The sequence below is a fragment of the Giesbergeria giesbergeri genome (assembly GCF_054779375.1).
In genome coordinates, this window is sequence record NZ_BAAGYJ010000008.1 from 83,436 (window position 1) to 98,014 (window position 14,579).

At 58.4% G+C, this 14,579-nt stretch carries 12 protein-coding genes; 11 read left to right on the plus strand and 1 reads right to left on the minus strand.

Going from position 1 to position 14,579, the window contains the following annotated elements:
• The first annotated feature begins 6 nt into the window (after positions 1 to 6).
• From ACYVB2_RS12490 to ACYVB2_RS12520, 7 genes are all read left to right on the plus strand, one after another.
• Entirely contained in the window at positions 7 to 951 is a 945-nt protein-coding gene (locus tag ACYVB2_RS12490; RefSeq protein WP_382433392.1) for an acetaldehyde dehydrogenase (acetylating), read from the plus strand.
• Positions 952 to 967: 16 nt separating this feature from the next.
• Entirely contained in the window at positions 968 to 2,023 is a 1,056-nt protein-coding gene (gene dmpG, locus ACYVB2_RS12495; RefSeq protein WP_382433390.1) for a 4-hydroxy-2-oxovalerate aldolase, read from the plus strand.
• A gap of 6 nt (positions 2,024 to 2,029) precedes the next feature.
• Positions 2,030 to 3,037 (plus strand): FAD-binding oxidoreductase, encoded by a 1,008-nt coding sequence (locus tag ACYVB2_RS12500; protein ID WP_382433388.1) that lies wholly within the window; start codon positions 2,030 to 2,032, stop codon positions 3,035 to 3,037.
• A gap of 62 nt (positions 3,038 to 3,099) precedes the next feature.
• The gene (locus ACYVB2_RS12505) at positions 3,100 to 4,149 is read left to right on the plus strand and encodes a branched-chain amino acid ABC transporter permease (RefSeq protein WP_382433386.1); all 1,050 of its coding nucleotides are present in this window, start codon (positions 3,100 to 3,102) and stop codon (positions 4,147 to 4,149) included.
• A 52-nt stretch (positions 4,150 to 4,201) separates the two neighbouring features.
• Positions 4,202 to 6,007: a branched-chain amino acid ABC transporter ATP-binding protein/permease gene (locus ACYVB2_RS12510; RefSeq protein ID WP_382433384.1), complete on the plus strand. Its 1,806-nt coding sequence runs from the start codon at positions 4,202 to 4,204 to the stop codon at positions 6,005 to 6,007.
• Positions 6,004 to 6,753 carry an ABC transporter ATP-binding protein gene (locus ACYVB2_RS12515; protein ID WP_382433382.1) on the plus strand — a complete coding sequence of 250 codons (750 nt, stop codon included), beginning with the start codon at positions 6,004 to 6,006 and terminating at the stop codon, positions 6,751 to 6,753. The genes ACYVB2_RS12510 and ACYVB2_RS12515 overlap by 4 nt, the downstream gene beginning before the upstream one ends.
• Positions 6,754 to 6,784: 31 nt before the next feature.
• Positions 6,785 to 7,222 carry a hotdog fold thioesterase gene (locus ACYVB2_RS12520; RefSeq protein ID WP_382433380.1) on the plus strand — a complete coding sequence of 146 codons (438 nt, stop codon included), beginning with the start codon at positions 6,785 to 6,787 and terminating at the stop codon, positions 7,220 to 7,222.
• A 13-nt stretch (positions 7,223 to 7,235) separates the two neighbouring features.
• On the opposite strand, the gene ACYVB2_RS12525 is transcribed toward ACYVB2_RS12520, so the two are convergent.
• On the minus strand, positions 7,236 to 8,924 hold the full coding sequence (locus tag ACYVB2_RS12525; protein ID WP_382433378.1) for an MFS transporter: 1,689 nt from the start codon (positions 8,922 to 8,924) through the stop codon (positions 7,236 to 7,238).
• A 462-nt stretch (positions 8,925 to 9,386) separates the two neighbouring features.
• Here ACYVB2_RS12525 and ACYVB2_RS12530 point away from each other — a divergent pair, with 462 nt between their 5' ends.
• From ACYVB2_RS12530 to secF, 4 genes are all read left to right on the plus strand, one after another.
• The gene (locus tag ACYVB2_RS12530; protein ID WP_382433376.1) at positions 9,387 to 11,180 is read left to right on the plus strand and encodes a DnaJ-like cysteine-rich domain-containing protein; all 1,794 of its coding nucleotides are present in this window, start codon (positions 9,387 to 9,389) and stop codon (positions 11,178 to 11,180) included.
• Between the two features lie 124 nt (positions 11,181 to 11,304).
• Positions 11,305 to 11,640: a preprotein translocase subunit YajC gene (gene yajC, locus ACYVB2_RS12535; RefSeq protein WP_382433374.1), complete on the plus strand. Its 336-nt coding sequence runs from the start codon at positions 11,305 to 11,307 to the stop codon at positions 11,638 to 11,640.
• A gap of 77 nt (positions 11,641 to 11,717) precedes the next feature.
• Entirely contained in the window at positions 11,718 to 13,604 is a 1,887-nt protein-coding gene (gene secD / locus ACYVB2_RS12540; protein ID WP_382433373.1) for a protein translocase subunit SecD, read from the plus strand.
• A 12-nt stretch (positions 13,605 to 13,616) separates the two neighbouring features.
• Positions 13,617 to 14,570, plus strand: a complete 954-nt coding sequence (gene secF / locus ACYVB2_RS12545; RefSeq protein WP_382433371.1) for a protein translocase subunit SecF — start codon at positions 13,617 to 13,619, stop codon at positions 14,568 to 14,570.
• Positions 14,571 to 14,579: the final 9 nt, after the last annotated feature.

The window sequence follows — 14,579 nt, forward strand, 5'->3', positions numbered from 1 at the left end:
ATCTCTATGACCAAGAAACTCAAGGCAGCCATTATTGGCAGCGGCAACATTGGCACAGACTTGATGATCAAGATTCTGCGCCACGGCAAGCACATCGAGATGGGGGCCATGGTGGGTATTGATCCTGCCTCGGATGGTTTGGCCCGTGCGGCCCGCATGGGCGTAGCAACTACCCACGAGGGGGTTGAGGGTTTGACGCGCCTTGACGTATTCAAGGACATTGACTTTGTCTTTGACGCCACCAGTGCCGGTGCCCATGTGCAAAACGATGCGTTTCTGCGCACCCTCAAGCCAGGCATCCGCATGATTGACCTGACACCAGCGGCCATTGGCCCCTACTGTATCCCCGTGGTCAATGGCGAGACCCACCTGGATGCACTCAACGTCAATATGGTGACTTGTGGTGGTCAGGCCACTATCCCGATGGTCGCTGCGGTGTCGCGTGTGGCCAAAGTCCACTATGGCGAGATAGTCGCCTCCATCTCTAGCAAGAGTGCTGGCCCTGGCACCCGTGCCAACATTGATGAGTTCACTGAAACCACCTCCAAAGCCATTGAAGTGGTGGGAGGCGCTGCCAAGGGCAAGGCCATCATTGTGCTCAATCCGGCCGAGCCGCCGCTGATCATGCGTGACACCGTCTACACCTTGAGCGAGTTTGTCGATGAAGACAAGATCGCCGCCTCGGTCGAACAGATGGCCGCTGATGTGCAGTCTTATGTGCCCGGTTACCGCCTCAAGCAAAAAGTGCAATTTGACCGTATCGAGGCTTCTCACCCCATCAACATCCCCGGTGTGGGGGCGCGCATGAGCGGCCTGAAAACCTCGGTGTTCTTGGAGGTGGAGGGCGCTGCCCACTACCTGCCCGCCTACGCAGGCAACCTTGACATCATGACCAGCGCCGGTTTGCGCACCGCCGAGAAGATGGCCGAGCGCATGTTGGCCGCAGCCTGAACCAGGAGAGCATCTTATGAACAAGAAAATCTACATCTCTGACGTCACGCTGCGCGATGGCAGCCACGCTATCCGCCACCAATACAGCGTCGCGCAGGCCAAGCAGATTGCCAAGGCGCTGGACGAAGCCAAAGTCGATTCGATTGAAGTGGCCCACGGTGATGGCTTGCAAGGTGGCAGTTTCAACTATGGCTTTGGCGCACACACCGACATCGAGTGGATTGAGGCCGTGGCCAGCGTGGTGCAACACGCCAAAATTGCCACCCTGCTGCTGCCAGGCATTGGCACCGTGCACGACCTCAAGGCCGCCTACGATGCTGGGGCACGCATTGTGCGCGTTGCCACCCACTGCACCGAAGCCGACATCTCGCGCCAACACATCGAATACGCCCGCCATTTGGGCATGGAAGCCGTGGGCTTTTTGATGATGAGCCACATGCAAACCCCCCAAGGGTTGGCCCAACAGGCCAAGCTGATGGAGAGCTACGGTGCCACCTGCTGCTATGTGGTGGACTCGGGCGGTGCGCTGAACATGAATGACGTGCGCGACCGCTTCCGTGCCTTCAAAGACACTTTGCAGCCCGAAACGCAAACGGGCATTCATGCCCACCACAACCTGAGTTTGGGCGTAGCCAACAGCATCGTGGCGGTCGAAGAAGGCTGCGACCGCGTGGATGCCAGCTTGGCAGGCATGGGTGCCGGTGCAGGCAATGCACCGCTGGAAGTGTTCATTGCTGCGGCGGCACGTTTGGGCTGGAATCACGGCACCGATCTGTATAAGTTGATGGATGCTGCTGACGACATCGTGCGTCCCTTGCAAGATCGACCAGTGCGGGTGGATCGCGAGACATTGGCGCTGGGCTATGCCGGGGTGTACAGCAGTTTCTTGCGCCACAGCGAGGCAGCGGCCAAGAAGTACGGCCTCAAGACAGTCGACATTTTGGTCGAGCTGGGCCAACGGCGTATGGTTGGCGGTCAGGAAGACATGATCGTGGACGTGGCACTCGATTTGCTCAAAGCCCAAGAGCACGACCGCATCCATGCCATTCCCACCATGAGCGAAGCGGGCTGATCCACTATGTCTGAGACCTTTCAGATCCGGCTGGAGCCCCACGGCGGCAGCTTTGCTTGCGCACCCCATCAGACGGTGCTGGATGCAGCCATTGCCGCTGGTTATTGGTTGCCGCACAGCTGTCGTGCTGGCACTTGCAACAGTTGCCATTTGGCGCTGAATGCCGGTAGTGTGCGTCATGCCGAGCCAGTGCCTGCCGGAGCCGAGCCAGTGCCTGTGGGCCAATGTCGTACCTGTCAGGCCTTTCCTTTGATCGATCTGGTGCTGCAAGCACCCGATGTGCCCCGAGAGCCAGGCCAGCGGGTGGTCACGGTGGGGGCTCGGGTGCTGGAGGTGCAGCGCCCCTCTGCCGATGTGGCGATAGTGCAATTGCAGGTGCCAGCGGCCTCGGGCTTGCATTTTCAGGCAGGCCAGTACATCGACGTATTGCTCAAAGATGGTGCTCGGCGCAGCTACAGCTTAGCCAATGTGCCCAATGCCGAAGGCTTGCTGGAGCTGCATGTGCGCCGCATGGACGGCGGGCGCTTCTCGCCCCATGCCTACGACAAGCTCAAGCCCCGTGACCTGCTGCGTATCCAAGGGCCGTATGGCACTTTTGTGTTGCACGAGGGCACGGCCCCCATCGTACTGTTGGCTTCGGGCACGGGCTATGCGCCCATTGCTGCCTTGCTGCGCACCCACGGTGCCGCCATTGCCCAGCGCGGCGCGGTGCTGTACTGGGGGGGGCGGCGTTGGAGCGACTTGTATGCGGTGGAGTCCGTAGCCGCTTGGCAAGCGCAATTTCCTGGTGTGCAGCTGGTACCTGTGCTCTCAGAGGCCGCCGCCGATTGGCAGGGCCGCACGGGCCTAGTGCATGCCGCTGTGTTGCAAGACCTGCCCGACCTGTCGGGCCACGAGGTGTATGCCTGTGGCAACCCTCTGATGATCGACGCCGCCCGTGATGCCTTCACCACGCAGGCGGGGCTGCCCGCAACGCATTTCTACTGCGACGCCTTTGTCATCAACACGGCCTGACGCCCCCGCTGCCAAACCACCGTATCAGCCCGGTTTTGTGCCGGGCTGAACCAGGAGACAACATGGATTTAAGTATTGCCGCCATCTTGGCCCAAGATGGCATCACTAACGGCGCTGTTTATGCCTTGCTGGCCATGGCGCTGGTGTTGGTGTTTTCAGTGACACGGGTGATCTTTTTGCCACAAGGCGAATTTGTGGGTTTTGGTGCCCTGACTCTGGCTGCGTTGCAGACGGAGCAGTTTCCCCGTTTGGTCGGCCTGCTGCTGGCGATGGGGATCGCTACTTTTTTGATGGAGTGGGTGACCGCTCTGCGTGAGCGCCGTTACAAGCCCTTGTCGCCTCGGCTGCTGGGCTGGAGTGCGGCAGAAAACCTGCTCTACCCCTTGCTGGTGTGGGCACTGGCTTCGGCACTGCCTTGGCATACGCTGCCCATGGTGTTCCAGATTATGTTTGTGTTGGGCATCACCGTGCCATTGGGATTGATGATCTACCGCTTGGCTTACCAGCCGGTGGCTGAGGCTTCGGTGCTGGTGCTGTTGATTGTCTCGGTGGCAGTGCATTTTGCCTTGTTGAGTTTGGGCCTGTTGGTGTTTGGCCCCGAAGGCTCGCGCACCCTGCCCTTTACCGAGTGGAGCACCTCGGTCGGCGCCTTGCTCATCTCGGGTCAAAGTGCGTTGGTGATTTTGGTGTCGCTGTCCTTGATTGCGCTGCTCTATCTGTTCTTTGACCGTACCTTGCTGGGCAAGGCGCTGCGGGCCACGGCGGTCAACCGCAACGGGGCGCGGCTGGTGGGCATTGGCACCAACCAGGCTGGGCGTTTGGCCTTTGGCTTGTCGGCGGGGCTGGGTTCTTTGGCAGGTGTGTTGATTGGCCCCATGAACACTGTGCAATACGACACCGGCTTTGTCGTGGCCTTGAAGGGCTTTGTGGCCGCCATCATTGGTGGCTTGGCCAGTTACCCACTGGCCGCTGTGGGCGCAGTAATGGTTGGCTTGCTCGAGAGCTACTCCTCGTTCTGGGCCAGTGACTACAAGGAGGTGATTGTCTTCACCTTGATTCTGCCCGTGTTGGCTTGGCGCTCGTGGCGCTCGCCGCACAGCGATGAAGAGTGATGGTCATGCGGACTGTCTTGATGCCACCCCTCCAACTTTAAGCCCGATTCCCATGCGCCTGCTTGCCTCTCTCTCCACCAAAAAGCTGCAATGGCTTTTGTTTGCGTGGTTCTTTCTGTTTCCATTTCTGCCCGTGCCCAGCTTTTGGGTCACCTTGGGCAACTACATCGGTTTGTACTCGATTGCCGCTTTAGGCTTGGTGCTGCTCACCGGCGTGGGTGGCCTCACCTCCTTTGGCCAAGCCGCCTTTGTCGGCTTGGGTGCTTACACCACGGCCTACCTGTCCACCACTATGGGTTGGTCGCCTTGGCTGGGCCTGCCGATGGGCTTGCTGGTGTCTGGTGCCGCCGCTTTGGCCATTGGTGCCATGACAGTGCGCCTATCCGGTCACTATCTGCCGTTGGCGACCATTGCGTGGAGTTTGTCGCTGTATTACCTGTTTGGCACGCTCGAATTTTTGGGCAAGTACGACGGTATCTCGGGCATTCCGCCCCTGACGGTGTTTGGCATCGATCTGTCCAACCCGCGTGTCATGTACGGCCTGATTTGGTTCTGTTTGGGCGGCTGTGTTTGGCTGGTGCTGAACCTGCTCAATTCGCGTCCGGGCCGTGCCATCCATGCGCTGGCTAAGGGCAAGACCATGCCCGAGGCGATGGGCATCCACACGGCGCAATACAAGGTGCTGGTATTTGTCTTGGCGGCCCTGATGGCCAGCTTGTCGGGTTGGCTGTATGCCCATTTGCAGCGTTCGGTCAGTGCGACGCCGTTTGGCCTGAACATGGGCATTGAATACCTGTTCATGGCGGTGGTGGGTGGTGTCGGCCATGTCTGGGGCGCTATTTTGGGGGCGGGCTTGCTCACAGGCCTGAAAAGCCAGTTGCAAGACTGGCTGCCGCTGCTGCTGGGCAGCAATGGCAACTACGAAATGCTGTTCTTCGGCATCATGGTGATTTTGCTGTTGCACCACGCACGCTATGGCATTTGGCCCAACGTCACGGCGCTGTGGGCGCATGTGCATCCGCCCGAGCCAGAAGTGGTGGCCCCAGAGATTGCCCCGGAGGGCTACAGCGACATGCCCCGCCGCGCCAAGCCCACCCCCGGCAGCACCATTTTGGAAGTGAACGAGGCCCGCAAGCAGTTTGGTGGCTTGGTGGCCGTGAAAGACATGCAGTTTGACCTGCGTGCCGGTGAAATCGTTGGCTTGATTGGCCCCAACGGTGCGGGTAAATCCACCATGTTCAACTTGGTGACGGGTGTGCTGCCCGTCACCAGCGGCGAAATCCGTTTCTGTGGCGAGCGCATCGATACGCTGGATTCGCGCCGCATTGTGCAGCGTGGCATTGGCCGCAGCTTCCAGCATGTGCATTTGATTCCGCACCTGTCAGTGCTAGAGAACGTCGCCATGGGCACACACCTGCGCGGCCACATGGACCCCGTGCGTGCCGCTCTGCGCCTCGACCGGGCCGAAGAAGCCCGTCTGCTCTATTTGGCGGCTGAGCAAATCAAGCGCGTTGGCTTGGGTGAGTTTATGCACACCCCCGCAGGCAGCTTGGCCTTGGGGCAACAACGCATTTTGGAAATTGCCCGCGCCCTGTGTACCGACCCGGTGTTGCTGCTGTTGGACGAGCCTGCTGCCGGTTTGCGCCTGAAAGAAAAGCAAGCCCTGTCCGAGTTGCTCAAGCAGCTCAAGGCCGAAGGCATGTCGGTGCTGCTGGTAGAGCACGACATGGACTTTGTTATGGGCATTACCGACCGTCTGGTGGTGATGGAGTTTGGCAGCAAGATTGCCGAAGGCTTGCCCACCGAAATCCAAAACAACGAGGCCGTGCTGGCCGCCTACCTCGGAGGCATCGAATGAGCAAGGACAAACACCCCGTTGTGCTCAGTACCCACGGTCTGAGCGCCCGCTATGGCAAGGTCGAAGCCTTGCGCAATGCCAACATCCAAGTGCGTGCTGGGCAAATCGTGACCGTGATTGGCCCCAATGGTGCAGGCAAATCCACGCTGCTGAATTCCATCATGGGCGTGCTGCCCGCACCCGGTCATGCCGAAGGCCAAATCCAATACCAAGGCCGCGATGTCTCGCACGACAGCGTAGAGCAACGCTTGGGCCAGGGGCTGGCCTTGGTGCCCGAAAAGCGCGAGCTGTTCTCCACCATGACGGTAGAAGACAACTTGGTGCTAGGAGCCTACCGGCGGCGCAAACCGGGTTGGTCGTACCGTGACGGGCTAGAGGGCATCTACACCACCTTTCCGCGCCTGAAAGAGCGCCGCCTGCAATTGGCGGGCACCATGTCCGGCGGTGAGCGCCAAATGATCGCCTTGGGCCGTGCCTTGATGAGCGACCCCAAGGTGCTGATGCTCGATGAGCCATCACTGGGGCTGGCCCCGCGCGTGATGGCCGAGGTGTTCCAAGTGATTTCGCGCCTGCGCGAAACCGGCGTGGCTACGCTGCTGATCGAACAAAATTCCCGTGCTGCGCTACAGGTATCGGATTACGGCTATGTTCTGGAGGTAGGTGACATCACCCTAGAGGGCAAGGCTACAGACTTGGCCAAAAACCCTAAGGTGGTAGAAGCTTATCTTGGTGCCACCAAGCACTGAGCATTCCCCCCACTACCTGAAGGAGACATGAATGGCGATTTGGTTTTCTGGCGTGCCACTGGACACCATCAATGAAAAAGGCGTGCAATGTGCCAACGGCAATTTAGGCATTGAGCTGCTTGAGGCCGGTGACGACTACCTCAAAGGCCGTATGCCTGTGGATGCACGCACACGCCAGCCCGCCGGTGTATTGCACGGCGGCGCGTCGGTGTTGTTTGCTGAGACCTTGGCTTCGTGGGCTGCTGCCCATGTGGTCGATCCAGCCCAGTTCCACTGTGTAGGCCAAGAAATCAATGCCAACCATGTCCGCGCTGTTGCTGAGGGCTGGGTGTATGGCATTGCCAAGCCCGTTCATTTGGGCCGCAGCAGCCATGTCTGGGAAGTACGCATCTGCAACGAGCAAGACAAGCTCGTTTGCATCTCGCGTGTCACGATGGCCGTGTTGGCAGCACCTAACCGCTATTACTGAGCCACGGGCCGCCTCAACGTTCGACCAGGTAGCGCGCGATCACCGGGGGCGTTTCAGCCACATGAAACGCCAGCTTGCGCTCACGCAAGGCCACGTCTGAGGCTGTCACGCGGTCAAAGCGGCGCAGGTGTTCTGTCCAAGACTCGTCCACGATTTGCTCCACATAGCGTCGGGGGTCGGCAATGTCGTGCTGCAATTGCCATGACAGGGCGCCTTGGCGCAGTCGGCTGCGTTTGCTCTCTTGCATCAGAGCCAGAAAATCTACCGCCCGTGCGGGGTCAATCCAATACTCAATCGTGGTCAGCACCCGTCCGGCTTCTGGGGCAATAGCTGCTTGGGGGGGCTGCCAAGCTTGGGAGGGGCTCAGGTCTTCTTCGGCATGACGGTCTTGTGCCAGACGTTGCACCAACACCATAGCCAACACCCCAGTGCCTGCCGCCAGCAACATGCTGGTGTTCACAGAAGTCAGTGTGGCTACCTGCCCCCACAGTGCGGCACCCAATGCTGTGCTGCCCATGATTGCCATCTGAAAGATGGACATACCACGCGCACGTACCCAGTTGGGCAATGCCAATTGGGCCGATACGCTCAGCGAGTTGGCCGCTGTGATCCAAGCCATGCCACTGATCAGCATGGCGGGTACCGCCAACCACACCGAAGGAGCCACCGCCACCAACGCCATGCCCGCGGCTTGTACGGTAGTGCCCCCCATCACCAAGGTGTCGCGGGCAAAGGCTTGGCGCAGGCGTGGCAACCACAGGGCGGCACCAATGGCACCCGCTCCCATGCTGGCCAGCAATACGGTAAAGGTGCCTGCACCGCCGCCGTCTAGTCCTTTGGCAACCAAGGGCAACAGCGCCATCAGCGCCGTGCCATTGAGGAAAAACAATGAAATACGCCACAACACCGCTTGGAGCCGGGGCGACTGGCGCACAAACTGCAAACCCACCCGCATGGCACTGGGCAGACGCTCGCGCCCCAGTGGGCTGGGAACATGGGTGCGTTGCCAACGCATGATGACCAACCCGGCCAGCACCGACAACACTGCGTTGAGCACAAATACCCAGGCGCTGCCCAAACTGGCAATGATGGCCCCAGCCAGCAGTGGCCCGATGATTCGTGAGGCATTCATGGCTACGCCATTGAGTGCCAAGGCGGCGGGCAACTGTGCCCGGCTGACCAGCTCCGGCACAATGGCTGAAAACACCGGCCAGCGCATGGCCAGCCCGATCCCGTTGGCGAAAGTCAGGGCCAACAGCAGTGGTGCCGTCATGCCCTCAAGCAAAATCGCCGTGCACAACACCAGTGCCACACCCGCCACCCAAAACTGCGTCACTATGAAGTAGCGCCGCCGATCCAAAATATCGGCCAAGGCCCCGCTGGGCAGTCCCAGCAGAAAAACCGGCAATGTAGACGCCGACTGCACCAGTGCAACCAATACGGGCGAGGTCGTCAGGGTGGTCATGAGCCATGCAGTGGCTACATCATTCATCCACATGCAGGTATTGGCCACCACCCAAGTGAGCCACAGCATCCGAAACACCGGCAGGCTCAAAGGCGCCAGAGCTGCCAGCCGAGCGGGTGGTGCAGTGCTGGCACTGGGCGCGGCATCGCCATCGGGTGTGTTGTGAGAAGGCTTGGGCGGCGGCGCGGCTACTGGCACAGCAACCGTGCGATCAGGAGGGGGTGAAGCAGACGGCATCCGCCCTATTGTGCGCAAGTCCGCCCTAACGTGCAGAACATGTCCCCATGCCCCTGCACGCATCCGTCAAGCGTGCCCAGGGGCTTGCCACGGGCGGGTGTATGGGCCTGCTACAACGCTGTTGGGCCACAATGCAAACGGAAAGAATGGCAGACGCTGCATGGCAAAATAATACCTTGAGCACTGGTAGGACGCCTGCGGTGTTTGCGCTGTTCTTCCCCGCCCTGCAAGACGAGGTTTGGCGTGCTTTTTGCTCGGCAAAGTATCGGCCAAGGTGGTATGGCCATCGACGTGCAACGTTTGCGAGACAACACACAACCGCAATCTGAAAGCTGTGCGGAACATTTTCGCGGCGGTGCATGGCCGTTTGGCCGCAGGAATCGTTGCCTTTGAAGGCAGCGTAGATGTCCACTACGGGATCTTTGTGCTGCTTGAAACCCGTCAATTTTTGTCCTGCCTGCAATGAACAACCCTTCTGCGAATCCTGTTCCTCCTGAGTCCCAGTCCGCCAAGGCGCCCGTTGCTGGATCGGGGCCGCGTAGTGCCTTACTGCAACAGATTCAGAGAATGGTGGCCGAAAAAACCAGCTTCAAGGCCGCTGATGTGGTGCCCATACAGGAGAAGGTGTTTGACCAAGATTTCACCCTGAGTGCTTCTTTTGTTCTATACAAAAATATCAAGGTCACACCGGTCAACGGATATTTCAAGCCCCAATCCAAAGACCATCGCGCCCCTGCAGACGAGCTGGCCCAGACAGGCATGGTGGCGCTGATCGAAAAGCTCGAGGCCGATGCCGAAAAAAGGCTGGACGACAAAATCAAGAACAATCCTACCTTGCCTCTGGACTTGGAGGAGGGTATCTATCTGGGCACGAGCACCCGCTTCTGGAGTTTGCAGAAATGCCAAACCTGCAACAAGGAAGGTGAGGTAGTTTGCGACAGCTGTGGTGGCAACCGCGAATATGTCTGCCCCCAGTGCCACGGCAATCAGAAGCTTCCTTGTCGGGCACCCGGTTGCGACCAAGGTCGCACCATGTGCATGACTTGCCTAGGCAATGGCGAAGTGGTGCAGGAAAAAGATGTGCCCTACGAGTTCAGTGGGGGGGGCAAGGATGGTGGGCCACAAAAGGTCAAGTACCAAACGGTCAAGGAGATGATTCCTTGCCCCAATGCCGAGTGCGTGAAGGGCACAGTGCCCTGTTTGGCTTGCCGGGGCAATGCCTTTGTGCCTTGCGAGCGTTGTGCTGGTAAGGGGGCCTGCCCCTGCGAAAAATGCAAGAAAACCGGCAAGCTCAGTTGTCCGCAATGTGCAGGTTCGCATGAAACTGGGCTGATGTACGAGGGGTCGATTGACCTCAAAATACACCACCAAACCAAGCTGCCAGCACAGTCGTCTGAGTATGCCAAAAAGATTTTTGAGCTAGAAAAAGACCCGATAAAAATTGCCAATATCTCCTCTGCGGTGGTGCAACAAGAGTATGTTGGCTGGCGTGGGTTGGATAACCACCGCATGCTCCAAGTTGTCTATGGTGGGCATATAGATATTGAATCCATTGACATCGCCTGCAATGGAAAAAAATTCAAGGCGGTGGCTTATGGCAAAGAGCGTAAATGGCTCACGCAGGGCGGCATTGTAGAAAATTTGGTCGAGGCCGACTTTGAGGAGTTGCGCAAGGTGGGCAAACAAATTGATCACCACCAGCTTTTCTTGACCGATTACAAAACCCCACAAAAAGTCATACAGCGATTTGTGTCTATTGCCCACAACCGTGATGCGTTGCAAGCCATAGGCAGTGAGGTCTATAACTCTCCCCACGGTCAAGAATCACGCACCTTGATTATCAAATGTGCCCAACAGATGAAGTTCAATTACGCCCGGATGCATCTGGTGTGGGTTTGTTTAGCCATTTTTTGCACCATGATGGGCCTGTGGCTGGCCATTGGTAGTACGGGTTTCTGGGAGTTTTTGATCATTGGGGTGGCAGGCTACTGCCTGAGCTTGGTGCTCATCGTCAAGATGGATGGTGATGTAGACCAGCTTTATGCCCGGTCGTTGCCCTCCATGAAAAAATTCAATGTGTTTGATGCCACTGGCAAGCCTTTGCTGCGTGGTGGTGGCTGGGAGGTTTGGTCTGGCCACGGCACCCGGCTGGTGCCTAGCCGTTGGGTTTGGATGTTCTACTGGCTCCTGATGGCCTGCCTGTTTTACTGGTTCTGGATACGGCGCTTTTTGGGCTGGTTGTTTGGCTCCACCTGACAGCCTACAGAGTGTAGGGGCTGATGTCCTGCCGCATACAATCGCGCCTTTGTCCCCCCGATAGGCGTTCTGGTTGCGTCTGGGCCGGGCAGTCCTGTATTTTCTGGTTTCTCTGGGAGTTTCCGTGTTCATCTCTTCTGCTTTCGCCCAAACCGCTCCTGCCGCTGCTGCTGGCGGTGGCGACATCATGTCCACGCTGCAAAGCATGTTGCCGCTGGTGCTGATGTTTGTGGTGCTCTACTTCGTCATGATCCGCCCACAAATGAAGCGCCAAAAAGAGCATCGTGCGATGGTCGATGCCTTGGCCAAGGGTGACGAAGTGGTGATTGGTGGTGGTTTGTTGGGCAAGGTGTCCAAGCTGTCAGACCAGATCCTGCACATTGAAGTGGCCAATGGCGTTGAAATCCAAGTGCAGCGCATGGCCATCTCTCAGGTTCTGCCCAAGGGCTCCCTCAAGTAAAGCCTGGCTGGCTGTTGTTCTGTCAGCCTGGGCATCTGCGCGCGGGCTGAACCTATTGTCCTAGAGGTCCAAGCGCGATGAACCGTTACCCGGTCTGGAAGTACGCGATCCTGGTGGTCGCGCTGTTGGTGGGGGTGCTCTATACCCTGCCCAATTTCTTTGGTGAAGCACCTGCGGTGCAGGTGTCATCGGCCAAGGCCACTGTCAAGGTCGATGCCGCCGTGTTGGCGCGTGTGCAAGCCGCCTTGGATGCTGCCGATGTCAAACCCGATCTGTTGCGCTTAGAGGGCAGTTCGGTGCGGGCGCGTTTTGACACGCCCGACACCCAGCTCAAGGCCAAGGATCTCATACAAAAAGCCCTGGTGCCCGATCCAGCCGACCCGATGTACATCGTGGCGCTGAATTTGGTGTCGCGCTCTCCCGCTTGGCTGACCTCGCTGCATGCGGCCCCTATGTATTTGGGGCTGGACTTGCGTGGTGGCGTGCATTTCATGCTGCAAGTGGATATGCAGGCCGCCTTACTGAAAAAGGCCGAATCGTATGCGGGTGATATTCGTACGGCGTTGCGTGACAAGAGCATCCGCCACAGTGGCATCAGTCGCGACGGCCAGAGCATCAGCATCAAATTGCGTGATGAGGCTACGCAAACGGCAGCACGCAATCTGATTGCAGATCAGTTCCCAGATCTGCAAACCAGCCCTGCCGGCCAGAATGGCGAGTTCAACTTACAGGCCAGCATCAAGCCCGAGGCTCTGCGCCGTGTGCAGGAGCAGGCGCTCAAGCAAAACATCACCACCTTGCACAACCGCATCAATGAGCTGGGCGTGGCCGAGCCAGTGATTCAGCAGCAGGGCTTAGACCGCATCGTGGTGCAATTGCCAGGGGTGCAAGACACCGCCAAGGCCAAAGACATTTTGGGTCGCACGGCCACGCTAGAAGTGCGCATGGTCGATGAGAGCGCCGAGGCCCGCTCTGCCGAGTTGGGCACTGGCCCCGTGCCCTTTGGTGCCGAGCGTTACCTCGACCGCAACGCCCGCCCCGTGATTGTGAAAAAGCAGGTGGTGCTTACGGGTGAAAACCTGACCGATGCCCAACCCGGCTTTGATGGTCAGACACAAGAGCCTACGGTCAATTTGACGCTGGACGCCAAGGGCTCGCGCATTTTCAAAGATATCACCCGCGAAAATGTGGGCAAGCGCATGGCGATTGTGTTGTTTGAAAAGGGCAAGGGTGAAGTGGTTACGGCCCCCGTGATTCGTGCCGAGATTGGTGGTGGTCGGGTGCAAATCTCTGGCAGCATGACAACCGTAGAGGCCACCGACACGGCGCTGCTGCTGCGCGCTGGCTCATTGGCAGCCCCTATGGAAATCATCGAGGAATACACCATTGGCCCTAGCTTGGGGGCAGACAATATTGAGCGGGGCATCAACTCTGTGGTGTGGGGCATGGTGGCAATTGCCGTGTTCATGTGCCTGTACTACCTGTTGTTTGGTGTGTTCTCCACGCTGGCATTGGGTGTCAATGTGCTGATGTTGATTGCCATCTTGTCGATGTTGCAAGCCACCCTGACCCTGCCCGGCATTGCAGCGATGGCATTGGCGCTGGGGGTGGCCATTGACTCCAACGTGCTCATCAATGAGCGTATTCGTGAAGAGCTGCGCGAGGGCGTATCACCACAAATGGCTATCCATGCTGGTTATGAACGCGCTTGGGCCACCATTTTGGACTCCAACGTGACCACCCTGATCGCTGGCTTGGCGCTGTTGGCCTTTGGTTCTGGCCCCGTGCGTGGCTTTGCCGTGGTGCATTGCATTGGCATTTTGACCAGCATGTTCTCAGCAGTGTTTGTTTCGCGCGGCCTGGTCAACCTTTGGTACGGCGGTCGTAAAAAGCTCAAGAGCGTGTCTATCGGACAGGTATGGAAGCCCGAGGCAACAGGCACTACGGTGGCTCCCAGCAATTAAAGGACTGCGGTCATGGAATTTTTCCGTATCAGAAAAGATATCCCGTTCATGAAGCACGCGTTGGTGTTCAACGCGATCTCCTTCATCACCTTTGCGCTGGCAGTGTTCTTCCTGTTTTCACGCGGATTGCATCTGTCCGTGGAGTTTACCGGTGGCACGGTGATGGAGGTGGCCTATCAGCAAACGGCTGATATTGGAAAGGTGCGCGACACGGTAGCGCAACTGGGCTATGCCGACGTCACAGTGCAAAACTTTGGCACCTCGCGCGATGTCATGATCCGCCTGCCGGTGCAAAAGGGCGTGACCTCTGCCCAACAAAGTGAGCAGGTGTTGGCTGCCCTGAAGGTGGCCGATGCGGGTGTCACCCTGCGCCGCACCGAGTTTGTGGGGCCTCAGGTGGGCGAGGAGTTGGTGCATGGCGGCCTGATGGCGCTGGGCATGGTGGTGCTGGGCATCGTGATTTACCTGGCCTTCCGTTTTGAATGGAAGTTTGGCGTGGCCGCCATCATTGCCAACTTGCACGATGTGGTCATCATTTTGGGCTTTTTTGCCTTTTTCCAGTGGGAGTTCTCCCTCTCGGTGTTGGCCGGTGTGCTGGCGGTGTTGGGCTACTCGGTCAACGAGTCGGTGGTGATTTTTGACCGCATCCGCGAAGCCTTCCGCAAGTACCGCAAGATGACAACGCACGAGGTGATTGACCACGCTATCACCAGCACCATGAGCCGTACCATCATCACCCATGCCTCTACCGAGGCGATGGTGCTGTCGATGTTCTTTTTTGGTGGCCCCAGCCTGCACTACTTTGCACTGGCCCTGACCATTGGCATTTTGTTTGGCATTTATTCATCGGTGTTTGTGGCTGCGGCCATTGCCATGTGGCTGGGTGTCAAGCGCGAGGATTTGGTCAAGGCCAGCCCCAAGCCGGGCAGTGATCCCAATGATCCCAATGCTGGCGCTGCAGTGTGAGTGCAGCCC

Coding starts and splice junctions, on each gene's coding strand:
- ACYVB2_RS12490 (WP_382433392.1), top strand. CDS start 7: ATGACCAAGAAACTCAAGGCAGCCATTATTGGCAGCGGCAACATTGGC.
- dmpG (WP_382433390.1), top strand. CDS start 968: ATGAACAAGAAAATCTACATCTCTGACGTCACGCTGCGCGATGGCAGC.
- ACYVB2_RS12500 (WP_382433388.1), top strand. CDS start 2,030: ATGTCTGAGACCTTTCAGATCCGGCTGGAGCCCCACGGCGGCAGCTTT.
- ACYVB2_RS12505 (WP_382433386.1), top strand. CDS start 3,100: ATGGATTTAAGTATTGCCGCCATCTTGGCCCAAGATGGCATCACTAAC.
- ACYVB2_RS12510 (WP_382433384.1), top strand. CDS start 4,202: ATGCGCCTGCTTGCCTCTCTCTCCACCAAAAAGCTGCAATGGCTTTTG.
- ACYVB2_RS12515 (WP_382433382.1), top strand. CDS start 6,004: ATGAGCAAGGACAAACACCCCGTTGTGCTCAGTACCCACGGTCTGAGC.
- ACYVB2_RS12520 (WP_382433380.1), top strand. CDS start 6,785: ATGGCGATTTGGTTTTCTGGCGTGCCACTGGACACCATCAATGAAAAA.
- ACYVB2_RS12525 (WP_382433378.1), bottom strand. CDS start 8,924: ATGCCGTCTGCTTCACCCCCTCCTGATCGCACGGTTGCTGTGCCAGTA.
- ACYVB2_RS12530 (WP_382433376.1), top strand. CDS start 9,387: ATGAACAACCCTTCTGCGAATCCTGTTCCTCCTGAGTCCCAGTCCGCC.
- secD (WP_382433373.1), top strand. CDS start 11,718: ATGAACCGTTACCCGGTCTGGAAGTACGCGATCCTGGTGGTCGCGCTG.
- secF (WP_382433371.1), top strand. CDS start 13,617: ATGGAATTTTTCCGTATCAGAAAAGATATCCCGTTCATGAAGCACGCG.